This window comes from Pseudomonas sp. NPDC078416 (assembly GCF_050268485.1).
GTDB lineage: Bacteria > Pseudomonadota > Gammaproteobacteria > Pseudomonadales > Pseudomonadaceae > Aquipseudomonas.
The window spans coordinates 168,364-188,991 of record NZ_JBNNGV010000005.1; the positions used below are offsets into that span (position 1 = coordinate 168,364).

At 62.4% G+C, this 20,628-nt stretch carries 17 protein-coding genes; 10 read left to right on the top strand and 7 right to left on the bottom strand.

What is annotated here, in order from left to right:
• Nucleotides 1-5 precede the first annotated feature (5 nt).
• Nucleotides 6-824 carry a posphoenolpyruvate synthetase regulatory kinase/phosphorylase PpsR gene (gene ppsR, locus ACQKEN_RS08545; protein ID WP_074887131.1) on the top strand — a complete coding sequence of 273 codons (819 nt, stop codon included), beginning with the start codon at nt 6-8 and terminating at the stop codon, nt 822-824.
• Between the two features lie 183 nt (nt 825-1,007).
• On the opposite strand, the gene prpF is transcribed toward ppsR, so the two are convergent.
• From prpF to ACQKEN_RS08570, 5 genes are all read right to left on the bottom strand, one after another.
• Entirely contained in the window at nt 1,008-2,189 is a 1,182-nt protein-coding gene (gene prpF, locus ACQKEN_RS08550; protein WP_427685082.1) for a 2-methylaconitate cis-trans isomerase PrpF, read from the bottom strand.
• Between the two features lie 51 nt (nt 2,190-2,240).
• Nucleotides 2,241-4,835, bottom strand: a complete 2,595-nt coding sequence (acnD, locus tag ACQKEN_RS08555; RefSeq protein WP_427685084.1) for a Fe/S-dependent 2-methylisocitrate dehydratase AcnD — start codon at nt 4,833-4,835, stop codon at nt 2,241-2,243.
• Nucleotides 4,836-4,897: 62 nt separating this feature from the next.
• Nucleotides 4,898-6,025, bottom strand: coding sequence for a bifunctional 2-methylcitrate synthase/citrate synthase (gene prpC, locus ACQKEN_RS08560; RefSeq protein WP_427685085.1), 1,128 nt, complete (start codon nt 6,023-6,025; stop codon nt 4,898-4,900).
• A gap of 166 nt (nt 6,026-6,191) precedes the next feature.
• The gene (gene prpB / locus ACQKEN_RS08565) at nt 6,192-7,082 is read right to left on the bottom strand and encodes a methylisocitrate lyase (protein ID WP_427685086.1); all 891 of its coding nucleotides are present in this window, start codon (nt 7,080-7,082) and stop codon (nt 6,192-6,194) included.
• The gene (locus ACQKEN_RS08570; protein ID WP_427685088.1) at nt 7,079-7,786 is read right to left on the bottom strand and encodes a GntR family transcriptional regulator; all 708 of its coding nucleotides are present in this window, start codon (nt 7,784-7,786) and stop codon (nt 7,079-7,081) included. Before ACQKEN_RS08570 ends, prpB begins: the two co-directional genes overlap by 4 nt.
• Before the next feature lie 296 nt (nt 7,787-8,082).
• Here ACQKEN_RS08570 and ACQKEN_RS08575 point away from each other — a divergent pair, with 296 nt between their 5' ends.
• From ACQKEN_RS08575 to ACQKEN_RS08615, 9 genes are all read left to right on the top strand, one after another.
• Nucleotides 8,083-8,646, top strand: coding sequence for an ATP-dependent zinc protease family protein (locus ACQKEN_RS08575; RefSeq protein ID WP_427685110.1), 564 nt, complete (start codon nt 8,083-8,085; stop codon nt 8,644-8,646).
• Between the two features lie 4 nt (nt 8,647-8,650).
• Nucleotides 8,651-10,201, top strand: a complete 1,551-nt coding sequence (locus tag ACQKEN_RS08580; RefSeq protein ID WP_427685090.1) for an inactive transglutaminase family protein — start codon at nt 8,651-8,653, stop codon at nt 10,199-10,201.
• Nucleotides 10,201-11,169 (top strand): alpha-L-glutamate ligase-like protein, encoded by a 969-nt coding sequence (locus tag ACQKEN_RS08585; RefSeq protein WP_427685111.1) that lies wholly within the window; start codon nt 10,201-10,203, stop codon nt 11,167-11,169. The genes ACQKEN_RS08580 and ACQKEN_RS08585 overlap by 1 nt, the downstream gene beginning before the upstream one ends.
• A gap of 469 nt (nt 11,170-11,638) precedes the next feature.
• Nucleotides 11,639-12,658: a FecCD family ABC transporter permease gene (locus tag ACQKEN_RS08590; RefSeq protein WP_427685092.1), complete on the top strand. Its 1,020-nt coding sequence runs from the start codon at nt 11,639-11,641 to the stop codon at nt 12,656-12,658.
• Nucleotides 12,655-13,431 carry an ABC transporter ATP-binding protein gene (locus ACQKEN_RS08595; protein WP_427685094.1) on the top strand — a complete coding sequence of 259 codons (777 nt, stop codon included), beginning with the start codon at nt 12,655-12,657 and terminating at the stop codon, nt 13,429-13,431. The genes ACQKEN_RS08590 and ACQKEN_RS08595 overlap by 4 nt, the downstream gene beginning before the upstream one ends.
• On the top strand, nt 13,428-15,539 hold the full coding sequence (locus tag ACQKEN_RS08600) for a TonB-dependent receptor (RefSeq protein WP_427685096.1): 2,112 nt from the start codon (nt 13,428-13,430) through the stop codon (nt 15,537-15,539). The genes ACQKEN_RS08595 and ACQKEN_RS08600 overlap by 4 nt, the downstream gene beginning before the upstream one ends.
• A gap of 17 nt (nt 15,540-15,556) precedes the next feature.
• Nucleotides 15,557-16,636, top strand: coding sequence for an ABC transporter substrate-binding protein (locus tag ACQKEN_RS08605; RefSeq protein WP_427685098.1), 1,080 nt, complete (start codon nt 15,557-15,559; stop codon nt 16,634-16,636).
• Nucleotides 16,637-16,697: 61 nt separating this feature from the next.
• Complete coding sequence (gene pabB / locus ACQKEN_RS08610; RefSeq protein ID WP_427685100.1) at nt 16,698-18,041, top strand: aminodeoxychorismate synthase component I; 1,344 nt, start codon at nt 16,698-16,700, stop codon at nt 18,039-18,041.
• Nucleotides 18,042-18,426: 385 nt separating this feature from the next.
• Nucleotides 18,427-19,161, top strand: a complete 735-nt coding sequence (locus tag ACQKEN_RS08615) for a phosphoadenylyl-sulfate reductase (protein ID WP_346628921.1) — start codon at nt 18,427-18,429, stop codon at nt 19,159-19,161.
• Nucleotides 19,162-19,284: 123 nt separating this feature from the next.
• On the opposite strand, the gene cysB is transcribed toward ACQKEN_RS08615, so the two are convergent.
• Together cysB and ACQKEN_RS08625 are read right to left on the bottom strand one after the other, a co-directional pair.
• Nucleotides 19,285-20,259, bottom strand: a complete 975-nt coding sequence (cysB, locus tag ACQKEN_RS08620; protein WP_122534560.1) for an HTH-type transcriptional regulator CysB — start codon at nt 20,257-20,259, stop codon at nt 19,285-19,287.
• A 151-nt stretch (nt 20,260-20,410) separates the two neighbouring features.
• Nucleotides 20,411-20,628: universal stress protein (locus ACQKEN_RS08625; RefSeq protein ID WP_427685101.1), on the bottom strand; the 218-nt coding region annotated here is incomplete at its 5' end.

Genomic DNA, 20,628 nt, shown 5'->3' on the forward strand with positions numbered 1-20,628 from the left:
CGCAAATGAAACGATCCGCTTTTTTCATCTCCGATGGCACCGGCATTACTGCCGAAACCCTTGGCCAGAGCCTGCTAGCGCAATTTGAAAACATTACATTCAACAAGTTCACGCGCCCCTATATCGACAGCGTCGAGAAGGCGCGGGCCATGGTGCAGCAAATCAACAAGGCCGCCGAGAAGGACGAAGCGCGCCCGATCATCTTCGATACCATCGTCAATCAGGACATCCGCGAGATCCTCGCGACCTCCGACGGCTTCATGATCGACATCTTCTCGACCTTTCTCGCCCCGCTGGAGCTGGAGCTTAGTTCACACTCTTCCTACTCGGTGGGGAAATCCCATTCCATCGGGCACAACTCCAATTACATGGAGCGAATCGAGGCGGTGAACTTTGCGCTGGACAACGATGACGGCGCCAGAACCCATTACTACGACAAGGCCGACATCATTCTGGTGGGTGTGTCGCGCTGCGGCAAAACCCCGACCTGCCTGTACATGGCCATGCAGTTCGGTATCCGCGCGGCCAATTATCCGCTGACCGAAGACGACATGGAGCGCCTGCAGTTGCCCGCTGCGCTGAAGCTGCACCGGGACAAGCTGTTCGGCCTGACCATCGACCCCGACCGTCTTACTGCGATCCGCCACGAACGCAAGCCCAACAGCCGTTACGCCAGCTACGCCCAGTGCGAGTTCGAAGTGCGCGAAGTCGAGGGCCTGTTCCGCCGCGAAAACATCCCGCACATCAATTCCACGCATTTTTCGGTCGAGGAAATCTCGGCGAAGGTGCTGGTGGAGAAAGGGGTGGAGCGGCGGTTCAAATAATCGCGCAGCCTCAAAACCGTAGGAGCCGGCTTGCTGGCGAACCGGGGCTTCACACCCCATTTTCAATGCCTGACTCACCGCGACCGCACTAAAGCGGTGGCCCATCATCGTTGAAGTAGCTGAGTAGCCGGTTCGCCAGCAAGCTGGCTCCTACGGATTTCGGCGCTCTATGAAACCGAGTTTTCAGCCCGGCACGCGCACCCAGCCTTCCATCAATACCCGCGCACTGCGGCTCATGATGGCTTTTTTGACCTGCCATTCACCGTCGACCAACACGGCTTCAGCGCCGACACGTAAGGTCCCGGAGGGGTGGCCGAAGCGCACGGCACTGCGCTCGCCACCGCCCGCCGCCAGGTTGACCAGCGTCCCCGGAATCGCCGCCGATGTGCCGATGGCCACTGCCGCGGTGCCCATCATCGCGTGATGCAGTTTGCCCATGGACATCGCGCGCACCAACAGGTCGGTGTCTTCGGTTTTGACGCGCTTGCCGCTGGAAGACAGGTATTCCGCAGGCGGCGCCACGAAGGCGACCTTGGGCGTGTGCTGACGCGTTGCTGCCTCCTCGACAGTGCCGATCAGCCCCATGCGCACGGCGCCGTAGACCCGGATCGTTTCGAACATGCTCAGGGCCTTCGGGTCGCTGTTGATTGCGTCCTGCAATTCGCTGCCGGAGTAGCCGATGTCGCGGGCGTTGACGAAGATCGTCGGGATGCCGGCATTGATCATCGTCGCCTTGAACGTACCGACGCCCGGCACTTCAAGCTCGTCCACGAGATTGCCGGTGGGGAACATCGACCCCCCTGCGCCCTCCTCGTCCGCCGCCGGGTCCATGAATTCCAGCTGCACTTCGGCCGCCGGAAAGGTCACGCCGTCGAGCTCGAAATCGCCGGTTTCCTGAACCGCCCCGTCGGTGATCGGCACATGGGCGATGATGGTTTTGCCGATGTTGGCCTGCCAGATGCGCACCACCGCCACGCCGTTACGGGGGATGCGCGCCGGGTCAACCAGACCGTTGCTGATGGCGAACGGGCCGACCGCGGCCGACAGGTTGCCGCAATTGCCGCTCCAGTCGACGAAAGGCTTATCGATAGCGACCTGGCCAAACAGGTAATCGACGTCGTGATCGGCTTTCTCGCTCTTTGACAGGATCACCGTTTTGCTGGTGCTCGACGTTGCGCCGCCCATGCCATCGATCTGCTTGGCGTACGGGTCGGGGCTGCCAATCACCCGCAGCAGCAAGGCGTCACGGGCCGCGCCGGGGGTTTGCGCGGCTTCGGGCAGATCGTCCCGGAGGAAAAACACGCCCTTGCTGGTGCCACCGCGCATGTACGTCGCGGGAATCTTGATCTGTGCTGTGAAAGCCATGAACTGTTCCTTCTTATTCTTTCCAATATAAAGAGCAGAGCGCGCGGCGGCTCAGGCGACGGCCGAAGATTCGAGGAAGTCCTGGGCGAAGCGTTGCAGCACGCCCCCGGCTTCGTAGATCAACACCTCTTCACCCGTGTCGAGGCGGCAGGTCACCGGCACCTCTACGCGCTCGCCGTTCTTGCGCTGGATGATCAGGGTCAGCGTCGCGCCCGGCGTACGCGGGCCAATCACGTCGTAGGTTTCACTGCCATCGATGGCCAACGTCAGGCGATTGGTGCCCGGTTTGAATTCCAGCGGCAGCACGCCCATGCCCACCAGATTGGTGCGGTGGATGCGTTCGAAGCCTTCGGCGACGATGACCTCGACACCCGCCAGGCGCACGCCCTTGGCGGCCCAGTCCCGGGACGAACCCTGGCCGTAATCGGCACCGGCAATGATGATCAGTGGCTGCTTGCGCGCCATGTAGGTTTCGATGGCCTCCCACATCCGCGTGACCTGGCCTTCCGGCTCGATGCGCGCGTAGGAACCCTGCTTGACCTTGCCGTTCTCCACCACCATTTCATTGAACAGTTTGGGGTTGGCGAACGTGGCGCGCTGGGCCGTCAGGTGATCACCGCGGTGGGTGGCGTAGGAGTTGAAGTCCTCCTCCGGCAGGCCCATTTTGTCCAGGTATTCGCCGGCGGCACTGTCGAGCATGATCGCGTTGGACGGCGACAAGTGATCGGTGGTGATGTTGTCCGGCAGCACCGCCAGCGGACGCATGCCGCGCAGGGTTCGCTCGCCGGCCAGGGCGCCTTCCCAGTAGGGCGGGCGGCGAATGTAGGTGCTCATCGGGCGCCAGTCGTACAGCGGCGCGACTTTCGGGCCGGTGTCTTCGTGGATGGCGAACATCGGGATGTACACCTGACGGAACTGCTCCGGCTTGACCGAGGCCTTCACCACTTGATCAATCTCGGCGTCGCTTGGCCAGAGGTCTTTCAAGCGGATTTCTTCGCCATTGGGGCCGGGGCCCAGCACGTCTTTCTCGATGTCGAAGCGGATCGTTCCGGCGATGGCGTAGGCCACCACCAGCGGTGGCGAGGCGAGAAACGCCTGCTTGGCGTAAGGATGAATGCGTCCGTCGAAGTTGCGGTTGCCCGACAACACCGCCGTGGCGTAAAGGTCGCGGTCGATGATTTCCTGCTGGATCACGGGGTCCAGCGCGCCGGACATGCCGTTGCAGGTGGTGCAGGCGAACGCGACGATGCCGAAACCCAGTTGCTCCAGCTCAGTGGTCAGACCCGCTTCGTCGAGGTACAGCGCGACGGTTTTCGAGCCGGGCGCCAGGGACGATTTGACCCACGGTTTGCGCGTCAGGCCCAGGCGATTGGCGTTGCGCGCAAGCAAACCTGCGGCAATGACGTTGCGCGGGTTGCTGGTGTTGGTGCAACTGGTGATGGCAGCGATGATCACCGCGCCGTCCGGCATTTCGCCCGGAGTCTCTTCCCAGGCCGCCGCGATGCCTTTGGCGGCCAGATCAGCGGTGGCTACGCGTGCGTGTGGGTTGGACGGCCCGGCCATGTTGCGCACCACGCTGGACAGGTCGAAATGCAGCACGCGCTCGTATTCGGCGGTGACCAGGCTGTCAGCCCAGAGCCCGGTGTGGCGGGCGAAGGTTTCGACCAACTGCACTTGCTGGTCTTCGCGTCCGGTCAGCCTGAGGTAATCGATGGTCTGTTGATCGATGCTGAACATGGCCGCGGTCGCGCCGTATTCAGGGGCCATATTGGAGATGGTTGCGCGGTCGCCGAGGGTCAGCGCGCGGGCGCCCTCGCCGTAGAACTCCAGGTACGCGCCGACGACCTTTTGCTGACGAAGGTATTCGGTGAGCGCCAGCACCACGTCGGTGGCGGTAATGCCCGGCTGCGGACGGCCCGACAGTTCGACGCCAATGATGTCCGGCAGGCGCATCCACGAGGCGCGGCCGAGCATGACGTTCTCGGCTTCCAGGCCGCCGACGCCGATGGCGATCACGCCCAGCGCATCGACGTGAGGCGTGTGGCTGTCGGTGCCGACCAGCGTGTCCGGGAAGGCGACGCCGTTCAGCGTCTGGATCACCGGCGACATCCGCTCCAGATTGATCTGATGCATGATGCCGTTGCCCGGCGGGATCACTTCGACGTTCTTGAACGCCTGCTTGGTCCAGTTGATGAAGTGAAAGCGATCTTCGTTGCGCCGGTCTTCAATCGCGCGGTTTTTGCTGAAGGCATCCGGGTCGTAACCCCCGCATTCGACGGCCAGCGAGTGGTCGACGATCAACTGCACGGGCACCACCGGGTTGACCTGGGCGGGGTCGCCGCCCATGTCGGCGATGGCATCGCGCAAGCCGGCCAGGTCCACCAGCGCGGTCTGGCCAAGGATGTCGTGGCAGACCACGCGGGCCGGAAACCACGGGAAATCGAGATCACGCTTGCGTTCGATCAATTGCGTGAGCGAGGCCGTCAGCGTCGTCGGATGGCAACGTCGCACCAGGTTTTCGGCGAGCACGCGGGAGGTGTACGGCAGCGTGGCATAGGCGCCGGGTTTGATCCCATCGACTGCCGCGCGGGCGTCGAAGTAATCCAGCGAAGTGCCGGGCAGCGATTTGCGGTATTCAGTGTTCATCGTCAGGACTCGATCACGGAAAAGTTACGGGTGGAGAGCCCCGTGGAACTCTCCTTTCCCCATCAGCGCTGTTCGATGGGCACGAACCTGCGCTGTTCGACGCCGATGTATTCGGCGCTCGGTCGGATGATGCGATTGTTGGCACGCTGTTCGAACACGTGGGCGGCCCAGCCGGTCAGGCGCGAGCAGACGAAGATCGGGGTGAACAGCTGGGTCGGGATGCCCATGAAGTGGTACGCCGAGGCGTGATAGAAGTCGGCGTTGGGGAACAGCTTCTTCTGCTCCCACATGGTCTTGTCGATGGCTTCGGAGACCGGGAACAGCACCGTGTCGCCCACCTCCTCCGCGAGCTTTTTCGACCAGCCCTTGATCACCTCGTTGCGCGGGTCGTTGTCCTTATAGATCGCGTGACCGAAGCCCATGATCTTGTCCTTGCGTTCGAGCATCGCCAACGTGCCCTTCGTCGCTTCTTCGGCGGAGGCGAATTTCTGGATCATCTCCATCGCCGCTTCATTGGCGCCGCCATGCAAAGGCCCGCGCAGGGTGCCGATGGCCGCCGTGATGCAGGAAAACAGGTCGGACAGGGTCGATGCACAGACCCGGGCGGTGAAAGTAGAGGCGTTGAACTCGTGCTCGGCGTAGAGAATCAGCGAGACGTCCATGACCTTGCGGTGCAGTTCGATCGGCGCCTTGTCCAGCAGCAGTTTCAGGAAGTGCCCGGCGATGGACACCTCGTCGGTAACGCAGTCGATGCGCTTGCCTTCGTGGCTGAAGCGGTACCAGTAGCACATGATCGCCGGGAACGCGGCCAGCAGCCGGTCGGTGGAGTCGAGCTGCTGGGCGAAGCTGGCTTCGGGCTCGAGATTGCCGAGCATCGAGCAGCCGGTGCGCATGACGTCCATGGGGTGGGTGTCGGCGGGAATGCGCTCCAGCACTTCTTTCAGCGCCTGGGGCAAATCACGCAGGCCCTGGAGTTTCTTCAGGTAGCCGTCGAGTTGCGCCTGGGTTGGCAGTTCGCCATACAGCAGCAGGTACGCGACTTCTTCGAATCGGGCGTCGGCGGCGAGTTCACGCACGTCGTAGCCGCGGTAGGTCAATCCGGCGCCGGCCTGGCCGACGGTGGACAACGCGGTCTGCCCGGCCACCTGGCCCCGCAGGCCTGCGCCGCTCAATACTTTTGCTTCAGCCATTGCTGTCTCCAGTCTTGTAGTTGTGTGGGAATCGGCAATTCTTTCCAGTACGCAAGATGCTTTATGTGTAGGAGCGCGCTTGCCCGCGAAGGCGTCGTGTCAGCAAATACAAGGTCATCTGAATAAATGCCTTCGCGGGCAAGCGCGCTCCTACACTGGGCCGTGATCAGCCTTTCTTCTGCGCAAAGAGCGCATCGAGCTTCTGCTCGAACGCGTGGTAGTCGATGCGCTCGTACAACTCCATGCGCGTCTGCATGGTGTCGATGACGTTCTTCTGGGTGCCGTCGCGACGAATCGCCGTGTAAACGTTTTCCGCGGCTTTGTTCATTGCCCGGAACGCCGACAGTGGATACAGCACCAACGCCACTTCAGCGGACTTCAGCTCGTCGGTGGTAAACAGCGGCGTCGAGCCGAATTCCGTGATGTTGGCCAGGATCGGCGCCTTCACCCGTGAGGCAAACAGCTTGTACATCTCAAGCTCGGTGATCGCTTCCGGGAAGACCATGTCCGCGCCCGCTTCGATGCACGCAGCGGCACGGTCCAGTGCAGATTCCAGCCCTTCCACCGCCAGCGCATCGGTGCGCGCCATGATCACGAAACTGTCGTCGGTTCGCGCATCCACCGCCGCCTTGATGCGGTCGACCATCTCCTGCTGCGAGACAATTTCCTTGCCGGGCCGGTGACCGCAGCGCTTGGCGCCAACCTGGTCTTCGATGTGCATCGCCGCCGCGCCGAACTTGATCATCGACTTCACCGTACGCGCCACGTTGAACGCCGAGGCACCGAAGCCGGTGTCGACGTCCACCAGCAGCGGCAGGTCGCAGACGTCGGTGATGCGGCGTACGTCGGTGAGCACGTCATCCAGGCTGGTAATACCGAGGTCCGGCACGCCCAGCGAACCCGCCGCAACACCGCCGCCGGACAGGTAAATGGCCTTGAAGCCGGCCCGTTGCGCCAGCAGCGCGTGGTTGGCGTTGATCGTGCCGACCACTTGCAGGGGATGTTCACTGGCAACGGCGTCACGGAAGCGTTGGCCGGGAGTGGTTCTTGTGGTCATTGTTCACCTCGGGCAGTGGCAGCGTGGAAGTGCTGCTCAATGTTGCGTTTGGACGCGGCAATGTGTCGGCGCATCAACAGCTCGGCCAGCTCGCCGTCACGTTCGGCGATGGCGTCGAGAATACGGTGGTGCTCGGCAAACGCCTGGCGCGGTCGGTTGGGCGTCGTCGAGAACTGAATGCGGTACATGCGCACCAGTTGGTAGAGGTCATCACAGAGCATCTGGGTCAGCGTGCTGTTGCGCGCGCCCTGGATAATCCGGTAATGAAAATCGAAGTCGCCTTCCTGCTGGTAATAGCCGACGCCGGCCTGAAAGGCGCTGTCGCGTTCGTGGGTTTCCAGCACCTGGCGCAGCTCGTCGACTTCTTCAACGGTCATGCGCTCGGCGGCCAGGCGACAGGCCATGCCTTCCAGGGATTCGCGGATTTCGTACAGCTCGACCAGTTCGGCATGGCTCAGCGAGACCACGCGAGCGCCGACGTGGGGCACGCGGACCAGCAGGCGCTGGCCTTCGAGCCGGTGAATGGCCTCGCGCAACGGCCCGCGGCTGATGCCGTAGGTGCGCGCCAGCTCGGGCTCGGAGATCTTGCTGCCGGGGGCGATGTCGCCCTTGACGATGGCCGCCTGTATACGGCGAAACACGTTCTCGGACAGCGTCTCGGCATCGACCGGAGTGGCGGGCAGGATTTCTGCGGCATTCAACATTGTTGACACCTGTTGATTGAATGTCAGCAAATCTAGCGATACAAGCTGAATCCGTCAAAGCAAAACGGACTATTGTCGACAATCGTCTAATAGCGACACATGTTGACGAAATGTCCGACAGCTCGTATCCGCGCCTACCTTCGCTGGTGCCACAAAAGCTTCATGCTAGAATGCCGGCCGCCTCAAAACGCCCACGCGGGCAGCGGGCGGCTTTCGCAGGAGCGGCACCCTTGGTCAAACCAAAACCCCATTTCAACGTCAAAGCAGCTCCTTCACCTTTCATCGCGCCTGGACTTATGAGCCGCCACCCTCTTCTCTTCCTCTTATCCCTCTACGTGCCAGGCTTCTTTCTGCCCGGACTTTTTCTGCCCGGGATCGCTTTGGCCGCTGAAAAAACAGTGTACGGCCTGAACGAATATGCGGAGCTTGCCGACATCGACCTGCAGGTCGCGGCCAAACTGGACACCGGCGCCAAAACCGCTTCCCTGAGCGCCCGCGACATCAAGCGTTTCAAGCGCAATGGCGATTCCTGGGTGCGTTTCTACCTGGCCATCGACGACGCCCACGAACACCCGATCGAACGCCCCCTGGCCCGGGTCAGCAAGATCAAGCGCCGTGCGGGCGACATTGATGCCGATGACGACAAGAAATACACCGCTCGCCCGGTCATCAGCCTGGATGTCTGCATGGGCGCGGCGCTGCGCAACATAGAAGTGAACTTGACCGACCGCAGTGCATTCCAATACCCGCTTTTGATTGGCTCCGAGGCCCTCAAGCACTTCGACGCGCTGGTCGATCCAAGCCTGAAATACGCAGCAGGCAAGCCTGCCTGCGTCACCGACGCTAAAACCGCAGAGTAACGACATGCGCTCTCTTACCCTCCATCTGAAGATCCTGATCGCGACCCTGGTCACGCTGGGCATCGCGATCACGGCTTATCAGATACTGGTGCTCGGCATTCCGGTGACCGAAGACGAAACCGACGACCTGTGGAATATCGACGCCAAGGTCGAGTTCGTCGCCAACCCCAAGGACACGGTCAAGGTGCAGATGTACGTGCCGCCGCTGTCCCGCGATTACATCAGCCTCAACGAAAGCTTTATCTCCAACAACTATGGCGTGAACGTCAACCGCGCCGACGGCAACCGCAAGGTCACCTGGTCCGCGCGCCGGGCCACCGGCAATCAGACGCTGTACTACCGACTGGTATTGACCAAGCGCTACAGCGGCGAGAAAGCCAAGATCAAAGGGCCGATCTTCCGCGACAGCATCGTTGTCGAAGGCCCGGAAAAAATCGCGGCGGACGCCCTGCTTGCACCGATCCGGCAGCATTCCGCCGACGTCGAGACCTTCGTCAGCGAAGCCATCAAGCGGGTCAACAACCTGAGCGACGACAACGTCAAGCTGCTGCTGGCTGGCGATACGTCGGTGGCGAACAAGGCGCGGATCACCGAAACCCTGCTGTCCATCGCCCATGTGCCGGTGGAGAAAGTCCATACGATTCGCTTGGTCGCCGATCAGCCGCAGTCGCCCGAACTGTGGCTGCGCAGCTTCAATGGCAAGGACTGGCTGTATTTCAATCCGGAAACCGGCGAAGCGGGCCTGCCCCAAGACCGGCTGCTGTGGTGGACCGGCAACGATAACCTGATCTCCGTGGAGGGTGGCAAGAAGGCCACCGTGAGTTTCAGCCTGAACAACAGCGAGATGAACGCGATTCGTCTGGCCAAGCTGACCGATGAAAGCACCGACGCCGACTTCCTCGAATACTCGCTGTACAGCTTGCCGCTGCAAACCCAGCAGACCTTCATGATCATGGTGATGATCCCGATCGGCGTGCTGGTGATCCTGATCCTGCGCAACCTCATAGGCCTGCAGACGCTGGGGACCTTCACCCCGGTGCTGATCGCGCTGGCGTTCCGCGAGACCCAGCTGGGCTTTGGCATTGTGTTGTTCACGATTATCACGGCGCTGGGCCTTTCCCTGCGCTCGTATCTGGAACACCTCAAGTTGCAGATGCTGCCCAGGCTGTCGGTGGTGCTGACCTTCGTGGTGGTGCTGATTGCTGCCATCAGCCTGTTCAGCCACAAGCTGGGCCTGGAGCGCGGGCTGTCGGTGGCGCTGTTCCCGATGGTGATTCTGACCATGACCATCGAACGCCTGTCGATTACCTGGGAAGAACGCGGCGGCGGCCATGCGATGAAAGTCGCCATCGGCACCCTGTTCGCGGCGTCGCTGGCGCACATCATCATGAGCATCCCGGAGTTCATCTACTTCGTGTTCACCTTCCCGGCGATCCTGCTGATTCTGGTGGGCTTCATGCTGGCGATGGGGCGTTATCGCGGTTATCGGCTGACCGAACTGGTCCGCTTCAAGGCCTTCCTCAAGGAAGACGCCGAGCGGGAACACCACAAATGATCGGCTGGTGGAAAACCTGGAAGGCGCTGGAAGCCAAGGGGATCATGGGCATCAACCGGCGTAACGCCGACTACGTGCTCAAATACAACAAGCGCAGCCTGTACCCCATCGTCGATGACAAGATCATCACCAAGGAGCGGGCCATCGCGGCGGGCATTCACGTGCCGGAGCTGTACGGGATCATTTCCACCGAGAAAGAAATCGACAAGCTCGACACGATCATCGGCGGGCGCAGCGATTTCGTCATCAAGCCCGCCAAGGGCGCAGGTGGCGACGGCATCCTGGTCATCGCCGACCGTTTCGAAGAGCGTTTCCGCACGATTTCCGGGCGCATCATCAGCCACGACGAAATCGAGCATCAGATTTCCAGCATCCTCACCGGGCTGTATTCCCTCGGCGGCCACCGTGATCGCGCGCTGATCGAATACCGGGTAACGCCCGATCAGATTTTCAAGAGCATCAGTTACGAAGGCGTTCCGGACATCCGCGTGATCGTGCTGATGGGTTACCCGGTGATGGCCATGCTGCGCCTGCCCACCCGGCAGTCCGGCGGCAAGGCCAACCTGCACCAGGGCGCCATCGGTGTCGGCGTCGACCTGGCGACCGGGCTGACGTTGCGCGGCACCTGGCTGAACAACATCATCAGCAAGCACCCCGACACCACCAACGCGGTGGATGGCGTGCAACTGCCGAATTGGGACGGCTTCATGAAGCTCGCGGCAGAGTGCTACGAGCTGTGCGGCCTGGGTTATATCGGCGTCGATATGGTGCTGGACCAGGATCGCGGGCCGTTGATTCTGGAGCTGAATGCTCGGCCAGGGCTCAACATCCAGATTGCCAATGACTGCGGGCTGACTCACCGGACCGTGGCGGTGGAGAAGCGGCTGGAAGAGCTGGCGGCGGAAGGCGTACACGAAAGCCCGGAAGAGCGGGTCAAGTTTGCTCAGGGGTTGTTTGGGCACGTTTGAGCGTTCGCCTGTTGATCACGCTGTTCGGCACTTGCCTTCAAGCCTCGCGCTACGGGGAGCGCCGAATCGACTGCAGGAGCGCGCTTGCACGCGAACATATCTGCCCTGACACCTACGTGCCTGACCCACCGCATTCGCGGGCAAGCGCGCTCCTACCCGGGATATCGGCAGCGTCCAGCTCTTCGGCGGATGAAAATTCGTAGGAGCCGGCTTGCTGGCGAACGCGGTCAGTCAGAAATGACGATATCGCCTCACCCGGCGGATTCGCCAGCAAGCCGGCTACAAACTGTGCGTGCGTTGAGCAGTCAGGTGTTCAAGATCGAAGATCCCAAATCTCGCCGGGATCGCGTGTAGCCGTTCATAGCCGACCCCATTGAAAATGAAGATTCACCCCATGCGGCATCCCGTCCCTGGAGAACCCTCGCCCATCGCTGTATAGTTTTTTACATACCGAAACAATGAGTAACAGATGTCTCCTGCCAAGCTGTATTCCCCTCTGTTGCTCAGCCTGCTGGCATTGATCGTGACGGCCGCCTGCGCGCTTTTATTGGGCCGCTATCAGATTTCAATCCACGAATTCAGCACGTTCATCGCAACGATGCTGGGCCTCAGCGACATGCCCGCTCAGCGCTATGACCTGCTTCACAGCCTGATCATCGAGGCGCGCCTGCCACGGGTCATTGCCGCCGTGCTGGTGGGCGCCGGGCTTTCAGTCTCGGGCGCGGCGTATCAGGGCGTGTTCCGTAACCCGCTGGTGTCGCCGGGCTTGCTGGGGGTGTTGAGCGGCTGCGCGTTCGGCGCTGCGCTGGGAATCATCTGGCACCTGCCGCCCCTGGCCATTGCGCTGGTGGCGTGCCTGACCGGACTGATCGCCGTGGCGGTCGGTCTGGGCATTGCCCATATGTTTGAGTCCCCCTCGATTCTGCTGCTGGTGCTCGGCGGCATTGTTGCGAACGCCCTCTTCACCTCGCTGCTGTCGATCGCCCAATACATGGCCGATCCGGTGGATCAATTGCCGAGCATCGTCTATTGGCTGCTCGGCAGCCTCAGCGCCGTCGACGTGCAAGCGTTATGGATCATCGGTCCTATTCTGGCCGCGGCCATCGTGCTGTTGTGTCTGACCGGTCGCGCCATCGACGCGCTTTCCTTGAGTGATGACGAGGCCCTGAGCCTGGGCGTGCCGGTGGAGAAGATCCGTGGCGGCCTGATCGTGCTGACCACGCTGATCTGCGCACTCACTGTGAGTCTGGCGGGCATGGTCGGCTGGATCGGCCTGCTGATTCCGCACCTGGCGCGATTGATGGTCGGTCCCGGCAATACGCGTCTGCTGCCCCTCAGCGCCTGCCTGGGCGGGATCTTTCTGCTGGGGGCCGACGGCATCGCTCGCAGTGTGTCGGCGGGAGAAATCCCCCTCGGCATCATCACCGAACTGTTCGGCGCGATCGCCTTTGTGCTGGTGCTGCATCGCGTGCGCAAGGGTTGGCTATGAAGCGCTTGCAGGCCCGCCAACTGAGCTATCGGATCGGCGACCGTTTGATCCTCGATGATGTCTGCCTGGACATAAAAGCCGGCGACAACATTGCCCTGCTGGGAGCCAACGGCGCCGGCAAAAGCACCTTGATGAGGCTGCTGCTGGGGTTGCTGACGCCCCACGCCGGCGAGGTGCTGATCGACGGCCAACCGATGGGCTCGATGAAGCGCCGCGCCGTCGCCCGGCAGATCGCCTACGTACCCCAGAGCCACGTGCCGAGCTTTCCGTTCAGCGTCGCCCACATCGTCAGGCAGGGCCGATTGCCCACCGTGGGCCTGGGCCATGCACCGAGTTGCGACGACAAGACCTCTGTGCAGCAGGCCCTGACCGACCTGGGCATCCTTCATTTAAGTGAGCGGCCGTACACCGAGCTGTCCGGGGGCGAGCGTCAACTGGTGCTCATCGCCAGGGCCATGGTCCAGCGCGCCAACATCATCATTCTTGACGAGCCGGTCACCGGGCTCGACTACGGCCATCAGCTGCGCCTGCTGGCATTGCTCAAGCGCCTCGCCACCGAAGGCATCAGCGTTCTGTCCAGCACCCATCGCCCTGAACACGCCCTTGCCTGGGCCAATCGCGTGCTGGTGCTGCACGAAGGCCGACTCATCGCCGACGGCGCGCCTCACGACGTCATCGACAGCGCCCTCATGGCGCGCCTTTACCAGGTCGCCGTCGAGCAGATAGACACCGACGGCCACCGCTTTTTTATTCCTTGCCGAGTGTTTACATGACCCGATCCTTCCCATCGCGCCTGGCCTTCGCGCCGCTGTTGTTTGGCGGCTTCGCTCAGGTCAGCCTGGCGCAAGAAATGACCCTCGCGCCGCTGGACATCAGCGCCGACCAGTCGATTGCCGATCAGGCGCGGGAGAAGTCGGCGACCCTCGGCCCCATGGGTGAGCGCAGGCTGCTGGACACGCCCTATTCCATCAGCGTGCTGTCCTCGGACCTGATCGACAGTCAGCAGCTCAAGAGCTTCAAGGACATCATTCGCTACATGCCCTCCGTGCAGGCCGACGGTGCCCGGCCGCAGACCCGGGGCCTACAGGGCAGCGTGGTGCAGAACAGTCGGCTGGACGGCCTCAACGTGGTCTCGACCACCGATTACCCGGCCGAGCAACTGGGCGGCGTCGAAGTGCTGAGCGGGCTGTCGGGTTCGCTGTATGGCCCGGCCAATCCGGCCGGCACCTTCAACCTGCTGTCGAAGCGACCCACCGATTTCACCCGCAATCGGGTCACCGTCGGCGTGAGCACCGGGCTGACCTGGCTCAAGGCCGCCGACCTGAGCGGCCCGTTCGACCCGGACGGCAAGATCAAATACCGCCTGAACGTGGCCGACGAACAAGGCCATAGTTATGCGCCCGGCAGCACGTTGCGCAGGCAGCTGGTCAGCCTCGCCACGGATTTCCAGATCAGTGAAGACAGCGTCATCGAAACCAACGTCAGCCACTACGACTACCTGTCCAAGGGCCTGCCCGGCAAGTTCGCCGTCGCCTCGGGCGTGACATTGCCCCACGCGCCGGACCCGACCCGCAGCAACCTCGGGCAGAATTATTCCGGCGACAACAACACCACGGACACTGCCAGCGCCCACTTCAAGCACGATTTCGACAGCAACTGGAAACTCGACATCGGCGCGCTTCGGCAGATCGCCGACCGAGAATCCACCGCGGTCACCAACACCCTGATCAACAACGCAGGCACGTACCGCAGCTCGGTGGCGAGCGCGACCGCCAGCCGTTTCACCATCAACAGCTACCTGGCCAACCTCAATGGCAGCGTCTACACCGCCGGCATTCGCCATGATTTGACCGTCGGCGTCACAGGTTTTGACTGGGACAACTACAACCCCGTGGCCGGCGGCACGAAAACCCTGGGCAGCGCGTCATTGAACAACCCGATCGCCTTCGACGAGCCGGACTTCCCCGACTTCACCGATCGCTATCACTCGGCCAACGCCCGCCAGCGCTCGTTAGTGCTGGGCGACACCCTGACGTTCACGCCGAAATGGAGCCTGATGCTCAGCGGTAGCCAGAGTCGCCTGACCGCCGACAATTATTCTCAAGCGGGCGTCCACACTTCATCGCGGGACTCGGGCATCAGCACGGCGAGCAGCCTGATGTACAAGCCGGTGGACGACCTGACGCTGTACCTGACCTACGCCGACAGCCTGCAACAGGGCGACAGCGCGGCGGCCGGCAGCAGCAACGCCGGGGCGATCCTGTCGCCGTATCGCAGCCGCATGTGGGAGCTGGGCGGCAAATGGGTCGCGCGGGGGGTCAACCTGTCGCTGGCGGCGTTTCAGATCAAGCGCCCCTTCGCCTACACCCAGCCCGATAACGTCTATGCCGTGGCGGGTGATCAACGCAATCGCGGGGTGGAATTCCTCGCCGACGGTGAATTGACTCAAAATCTGAAGATGTTCGGGGGCATCACCTGGCTGGACCCGAAGCTGCTGTCCACCGGCAACGACAGCACGGAAGACACCCGGATCGTCGGGCTATCACGGATGACGGCCAGTCTGCTGACCGAATACCGCATCGATCAGGTGCCAGGACTCGCCGTCAATCTGAACGCCCGTTACGCCAGCGCCCGCCCCACCGACGACAGCAACGATCACTGGGTGGGCAGCTACACAACCTTCGACACCGGCGCCAGCTACAGCACCCGGTTGATGAAGCGCGACACGGTCTACCGCCTCGAAGTCACCAACCTGGCCAACGAACACTACTGGACCAACATCGTCCCCGGCGGGCTGAACGGCTACACCGGTGCCGGGCAAGCCAGCGCCACACCGGCCGCGCCGCGCATGGTGCAGGCGTCGATTCAGGTGGATCTGTGAACAGGCGGCGGGGTGGCATGGGCCATTTGCTTAGAGACTTGCTGAGCGGTGTGCTGCTCGTCAGCCTGAGCAGCTGCGCCTTGGCTGATCCGGGCGATGCTGGCCAGAACCTTCAGGCCAGCCGGCTGAAACCCAGGCAGGTGCAGGACGATGGCGGACAACAGGTCAAGGTCCCGGCAGCACCCGCCCGCATTGCTGACGCCTGGTATGCCCACCATGTGCTGCTGATGACGCTGGGGGCCGGTTCGCGCATCGTTGCGACGGTCAACCATCCTGAAAGCCAACCATGGATGTTCAAGGTCCTTCCCGCCCTGAACCAGGCCACGGCCATCCAGGGCACGGCGTTCAATGCCGAGACCTTGCTCGCCGCGCACGTCGAGCTGGTGTTCACCGCCCTCGGTGATCGGCAGGCAATCGCCTATAGACAGCTCGGCCTGCCGGTCATGCAGATGGGCTACACCGACCTCGCCGGGCTGAAACGCTCGATGCTCAACACGGCCGAGGCCCTTGGCGGTGCTGAGCCACGCACGCGGGCACTCGCCTACAACGGGTTTCTGGATCAGCAACTGGCATCGGTCAATCACGTAGTGGCGGCTATCCCGGCGGAGCAGCGACCGAAAGTGCTGCACATCGCGTCGGTCAATCCGCTGAAAGTGGATGGCGCCGACACGCTGATCAACGACTGGATCAAGCTCGCCGGAGGCCGCAATGCCGCGACGGGACTCAAGGGTAATCTGCAGATTGTGTCGGCTGAGCAGTTGCTGGCCTGGCAGCCGGATGTCGTCATCCTCGCGGCCAGCGCAGGCCGACTGGATCAGGCGGCGCAACCGCAACTGCTGAACCAGCTTGAGGCCGTGCGCAAGGGGCGCGTCCTGCGCAATCCGGCCGGGGTTTTTCCGTGGGATCGGTACGGCACCGAGGTGGTGCTTCAGGTCGCGTGGGCGGCGCAGCAGCTGCATCCTGCTTTGTTCCGGGACGCGGACATGGCGGCACAGACGATGGACTTCTACCGGCGCTTTTTCGATTACTCGCTGACGCCGGAGGATGCCCAGAGAATTCTGCACGGTGAGCCGCCGGCGACTGCGCCTTCCCCCTAGGACTCGACCTTGGGGAAGACTACAATCGCCGTCCTCGCGCACTGACTGATCCACGCCTCGCATGCCAACTTGCTCTGTACACCCATTGCCCTATCACGCCGACCCCAGCGGTTACTTCGCCCGCGTGCGCGTTGCGCCGGGCGCCGTGCTGCTGGACAGCGGTCGCCCGACGGCGGACCGTGGCCGCTTCGATCTGATCAGCGCCTGGCCGCTGGAAACCCTGCAGCCCGTTGCGGACGAATCCGGCCCGGCCTTTCTTCAGCGCCTGCGTGAATCACTGGCCCGCCTCGGTAAGGCCGAGCTGCCCGAGCACTGCGCGCTGCCGTTCGCCGGCGGATTGATCGGTTATCTGGCGTACGACTTCGGCCGCCTGTTCGAACCCCTGCCCGATCAGGCCATCGATGACTTGCACCTGCCCTCCGCGCGGCTGGGGCTCTACGCCTGGGCGCTGATCAGCGATCACCACGAGCACACCAGCCAGTTGGTGTTTCACCCTGCCCTTGATCAGGTCGAACGCCAGCGGCTGATCGCCCTGTTCGAGCAACCGGTGGCGCAGCCGGATGCATCGTTCACGCTGACATCGCCCTTCGCGCCGGACATCGATGCCGAGCAGTACGGGCAGGCCATCGGGCGGATTCACGCCTACATCCAGGCCGGTGACTGCTATCAAGTCAATTTCGCTCAGCGCTTTCGCGCCCGGTACCGCGGTGATCCGTGGACGGCGTATCAGGCGCTGCGGGTCGCCTGCCCCACGCCGTTCGCCGGGTATCTGGCCTTGCCTGAAGGCGACGCGGTGTTGAGCCTGTCGCCGGAGCGGTTCGTCAAAGTCAGTCAGCGTCAGGTGGAGACCCGGCCGATCAAAGGCACGCGGCCGCGCGGACGGAATGCCGATGAGGACGCCGCGTTTGCTCAGGAGCTGCTTTCGAGCGCGAAAGATCGCGCCGAGAACCTGATGATCGTCGACCTGCTGCGCAACGACCTGGGCCGCACCTGCCGGATCGGTTCGGTGAGCGTGCCGGAGCTATTCAGCCTGGAGAGCTATCCCAACGTGCATCATTTGGTCAGCGCGGTGACGGGCGAACTGGCCGACGGCAAGGACGCGCTGGACCTGATTGGCGGCAGTTTTCCCGGTGGCTCGATCACCGGCGCGCCGAAGATCCGCGCGATGCAGATCATCGACGAACTGGAACCCAACCGCCGGGCCTTGTATTGCGGCTCGCTGATGTACCTGGACGTGCGCGGCGAGATGGACAGCTCAATCGCTATCCGCAGCCTGCTGGCAACAGATGGCCAGATGGCCTGTTGGGGCGGCGGCGGGATCGTCGCTGATTCGCAGTGGGAGGCGGAATATCAGGAGACCTTCACCAAAGTGCGGGTGTTGATGCAGACGCTTGAGGGGTTGTGATCAACCGATTGGGGATCGGTGCTGGATCGTGCGCATGCGCGAATCTATGGGTCTGGGGTGGCCGATGGGGCGTGAGCCCACGCAGATCCGTAGGAGCCGGCTTGCTGGCGGAAGGAGTCGGTCATTGAATAGCTCACCGCCTGACCTGACGCGTTCGCCAGCAAGCCGGCTCTTACAGAGGGATGCGTGCGTCCACTGAAAACATGCCAGCGACAACCAACGGTGGCAGCCGTCGGGAGTCAACGCCGGGTATGAGATCCGCAGGTGCCACATCCGCGTGTCCGTCTCCGTGCAGCTGCTTTCGGGCAAACGGCCCGACGTTTTTTGTTACCATCTGCGCCATTACGAGCGCCTAAGCGCCAGCCCTGATCAGGAAGCCGCCCAGATGAACCACCCTTTCGACGTTGACGACATCGCCGCTACCTTCGCCAACAAATCCCCGTCCGACATACTCAAATTCGCCTTTCAGCACTTCGGCGACGACCTGTGGATTTCCTTCAGTGGCGCGGAAGACGTGGTGCTGGTGGACATGGCCTGGAAAATCAACAAGAACGTCAAGGTGTTCAGCCTGGACACCGGGCGGCTGCACCCGGAGACCTATCGCTTCATCGATCAGGTCCGCGAGCAGTACAAAATCGACATCGACATTGTCAGCCCGGACCGGGAAAAGCTGGAGCCGATGGTCAAGGAAAAGGGCTTGTTCAGCTTCTACCGCGACGGCCACGGCGAGTGCTGCGGGATCCGCAAGATCGAGCCGTTGCGCCGCAAGCTGTCCGGCGTTACTTCCTGGGCCACCGGCCAGCGTCGGGATCAGAGCCCGAGTACGCGCAACAACGTCGCCGTGGTGGAAATCGACAGCGCGTTCTCGACCCCGGAGCGCACGCTGTACAAATTCAACCCGCTGGCCCAGATGAGCAGCGCCGATGTATGGAACTACATCCGCATGCTCGAACTGCCGTTCAACACTCTGCACGAGCGCGGCTTCATCAGCATCGGCTGCGAACCCTGCACACGCCCTGTCCTGCCGAATCAGCACGAACGCGAAGGCCGCTGGTGGTGGGAAGAAGCGACGCAGAAGGAATGCGGGCTACATGCCGGGAATATGATCGCAAAGTCCTGAGAGCAGATCGCAACCGTGTAGGAGTGAGCTTGCTCGCGATGACGGTCTGGCACGCGCCATTCAGCGTCTGACCCGACGCATCGCGAGCAAGCTCACTCCTACAGGTTTTGCGTACGCCGCCTATCAATGCTCCGGCAGTTCAACCCCGGCAAACAGCTCTTCCAGTTCCTGCTTGTTATGGCACTGAATGGCTTTGGCCATAACGTCGCGGGTCAGGTGCGGGGCGAATTTTTCGATGAAGTCGCACATGAAACCGCGCAGGAAGGTGCCACGGCGGAAGCCGATCTTGGTCACGCTGGCTTCGAACAGTTCGCTGGCGTCGAGCACCACCAGATCGCTGTCCAGCTTTGGGTCGACGGCCATTTTCGCCACGATACCCACGCCTAACCCCAATCTCACGTACGTCTTGATGACGTCAGCGTCGGCGGCGGTGAACACCACTTTCGGCGTCAGGCCTCGGTGGCTGAACGCTTCGTCCAGCTTGGAACGGCCGGTGAAACCGAACACGTACGTCACGATGGGGTATTCGGCAAGAATCTCCAGGGTCAGCTTCGGCACCTTGGTCAGCGGGTGGCCCTGGGGCACAACCACGCAGCGGTTCCAGGTGTAGCACGGCATCATCACCAGATCGCCGAACAGTTCCAGCGCTTCCGTGGCGATGGCGAAATCGACCGTGCCGTCGGCGGCCATTTCGGCGATCTGCATCGGCGAGCCCTGATGCATGTGCAGCGCGACGTCCGGGTACTGCTTGATGAAATTGCTGATCACCGGCGGCAGCGCGTAACGCGCCTGGGTGTGGGTGGTGGCGATGGACAGCGTGCCCTTTTTCTCGTTGGAGAACTCCTGGGCGATCTGTTTGATGCTTTCGACTTTGCGCAGGATCTCGCCGGCGGTGGTGATGATGCGTTCGCCCGCCGGAGTGACGCGGGTCAGGTGCTTGCCGCTGCGGGCGAAGACCTCGACGCCCAACTCGTCTTCCAGCAGGCGGATCTGCTTGCTGATGCCTGGCTGCGAGGTGTAGAGGCTTTGTGCCGTCGCTGAAACGTTGAGGTCGTGGTGCGCCACTTCCCAGATGTAGCGCAGTTGTTGAAGCTTCATATGTATCCCTCAAAGCCGGAAGACGCCACGGGCATCAGCGACGGTATATAACTGGATTATTGGTCAGGAAGGCAAAGCTAGAACTTTTTATCACTTTTACCCGGTAATGGCACGCAGCTTTTAACGCCCTTGGCACATTCCCGGAGCGCGGTCACGTTTGTGCACGCCGTTGCAGCATCGGCACCATGTACACCGGCACGTCCGACAGTTGCAGGACCCGCGCCGCCGTCCGGCCAATCGGCGTATCGCCCTCCCCGCCCTTGCTCCGACTGCCCACCACCAGCAGGTCGACGCCCAGCAGACGCGCCTGATCGAGTATCACATTGGAGGGGTCGCCCTGGACCACACGGACACTGCGGATCAGCGCCA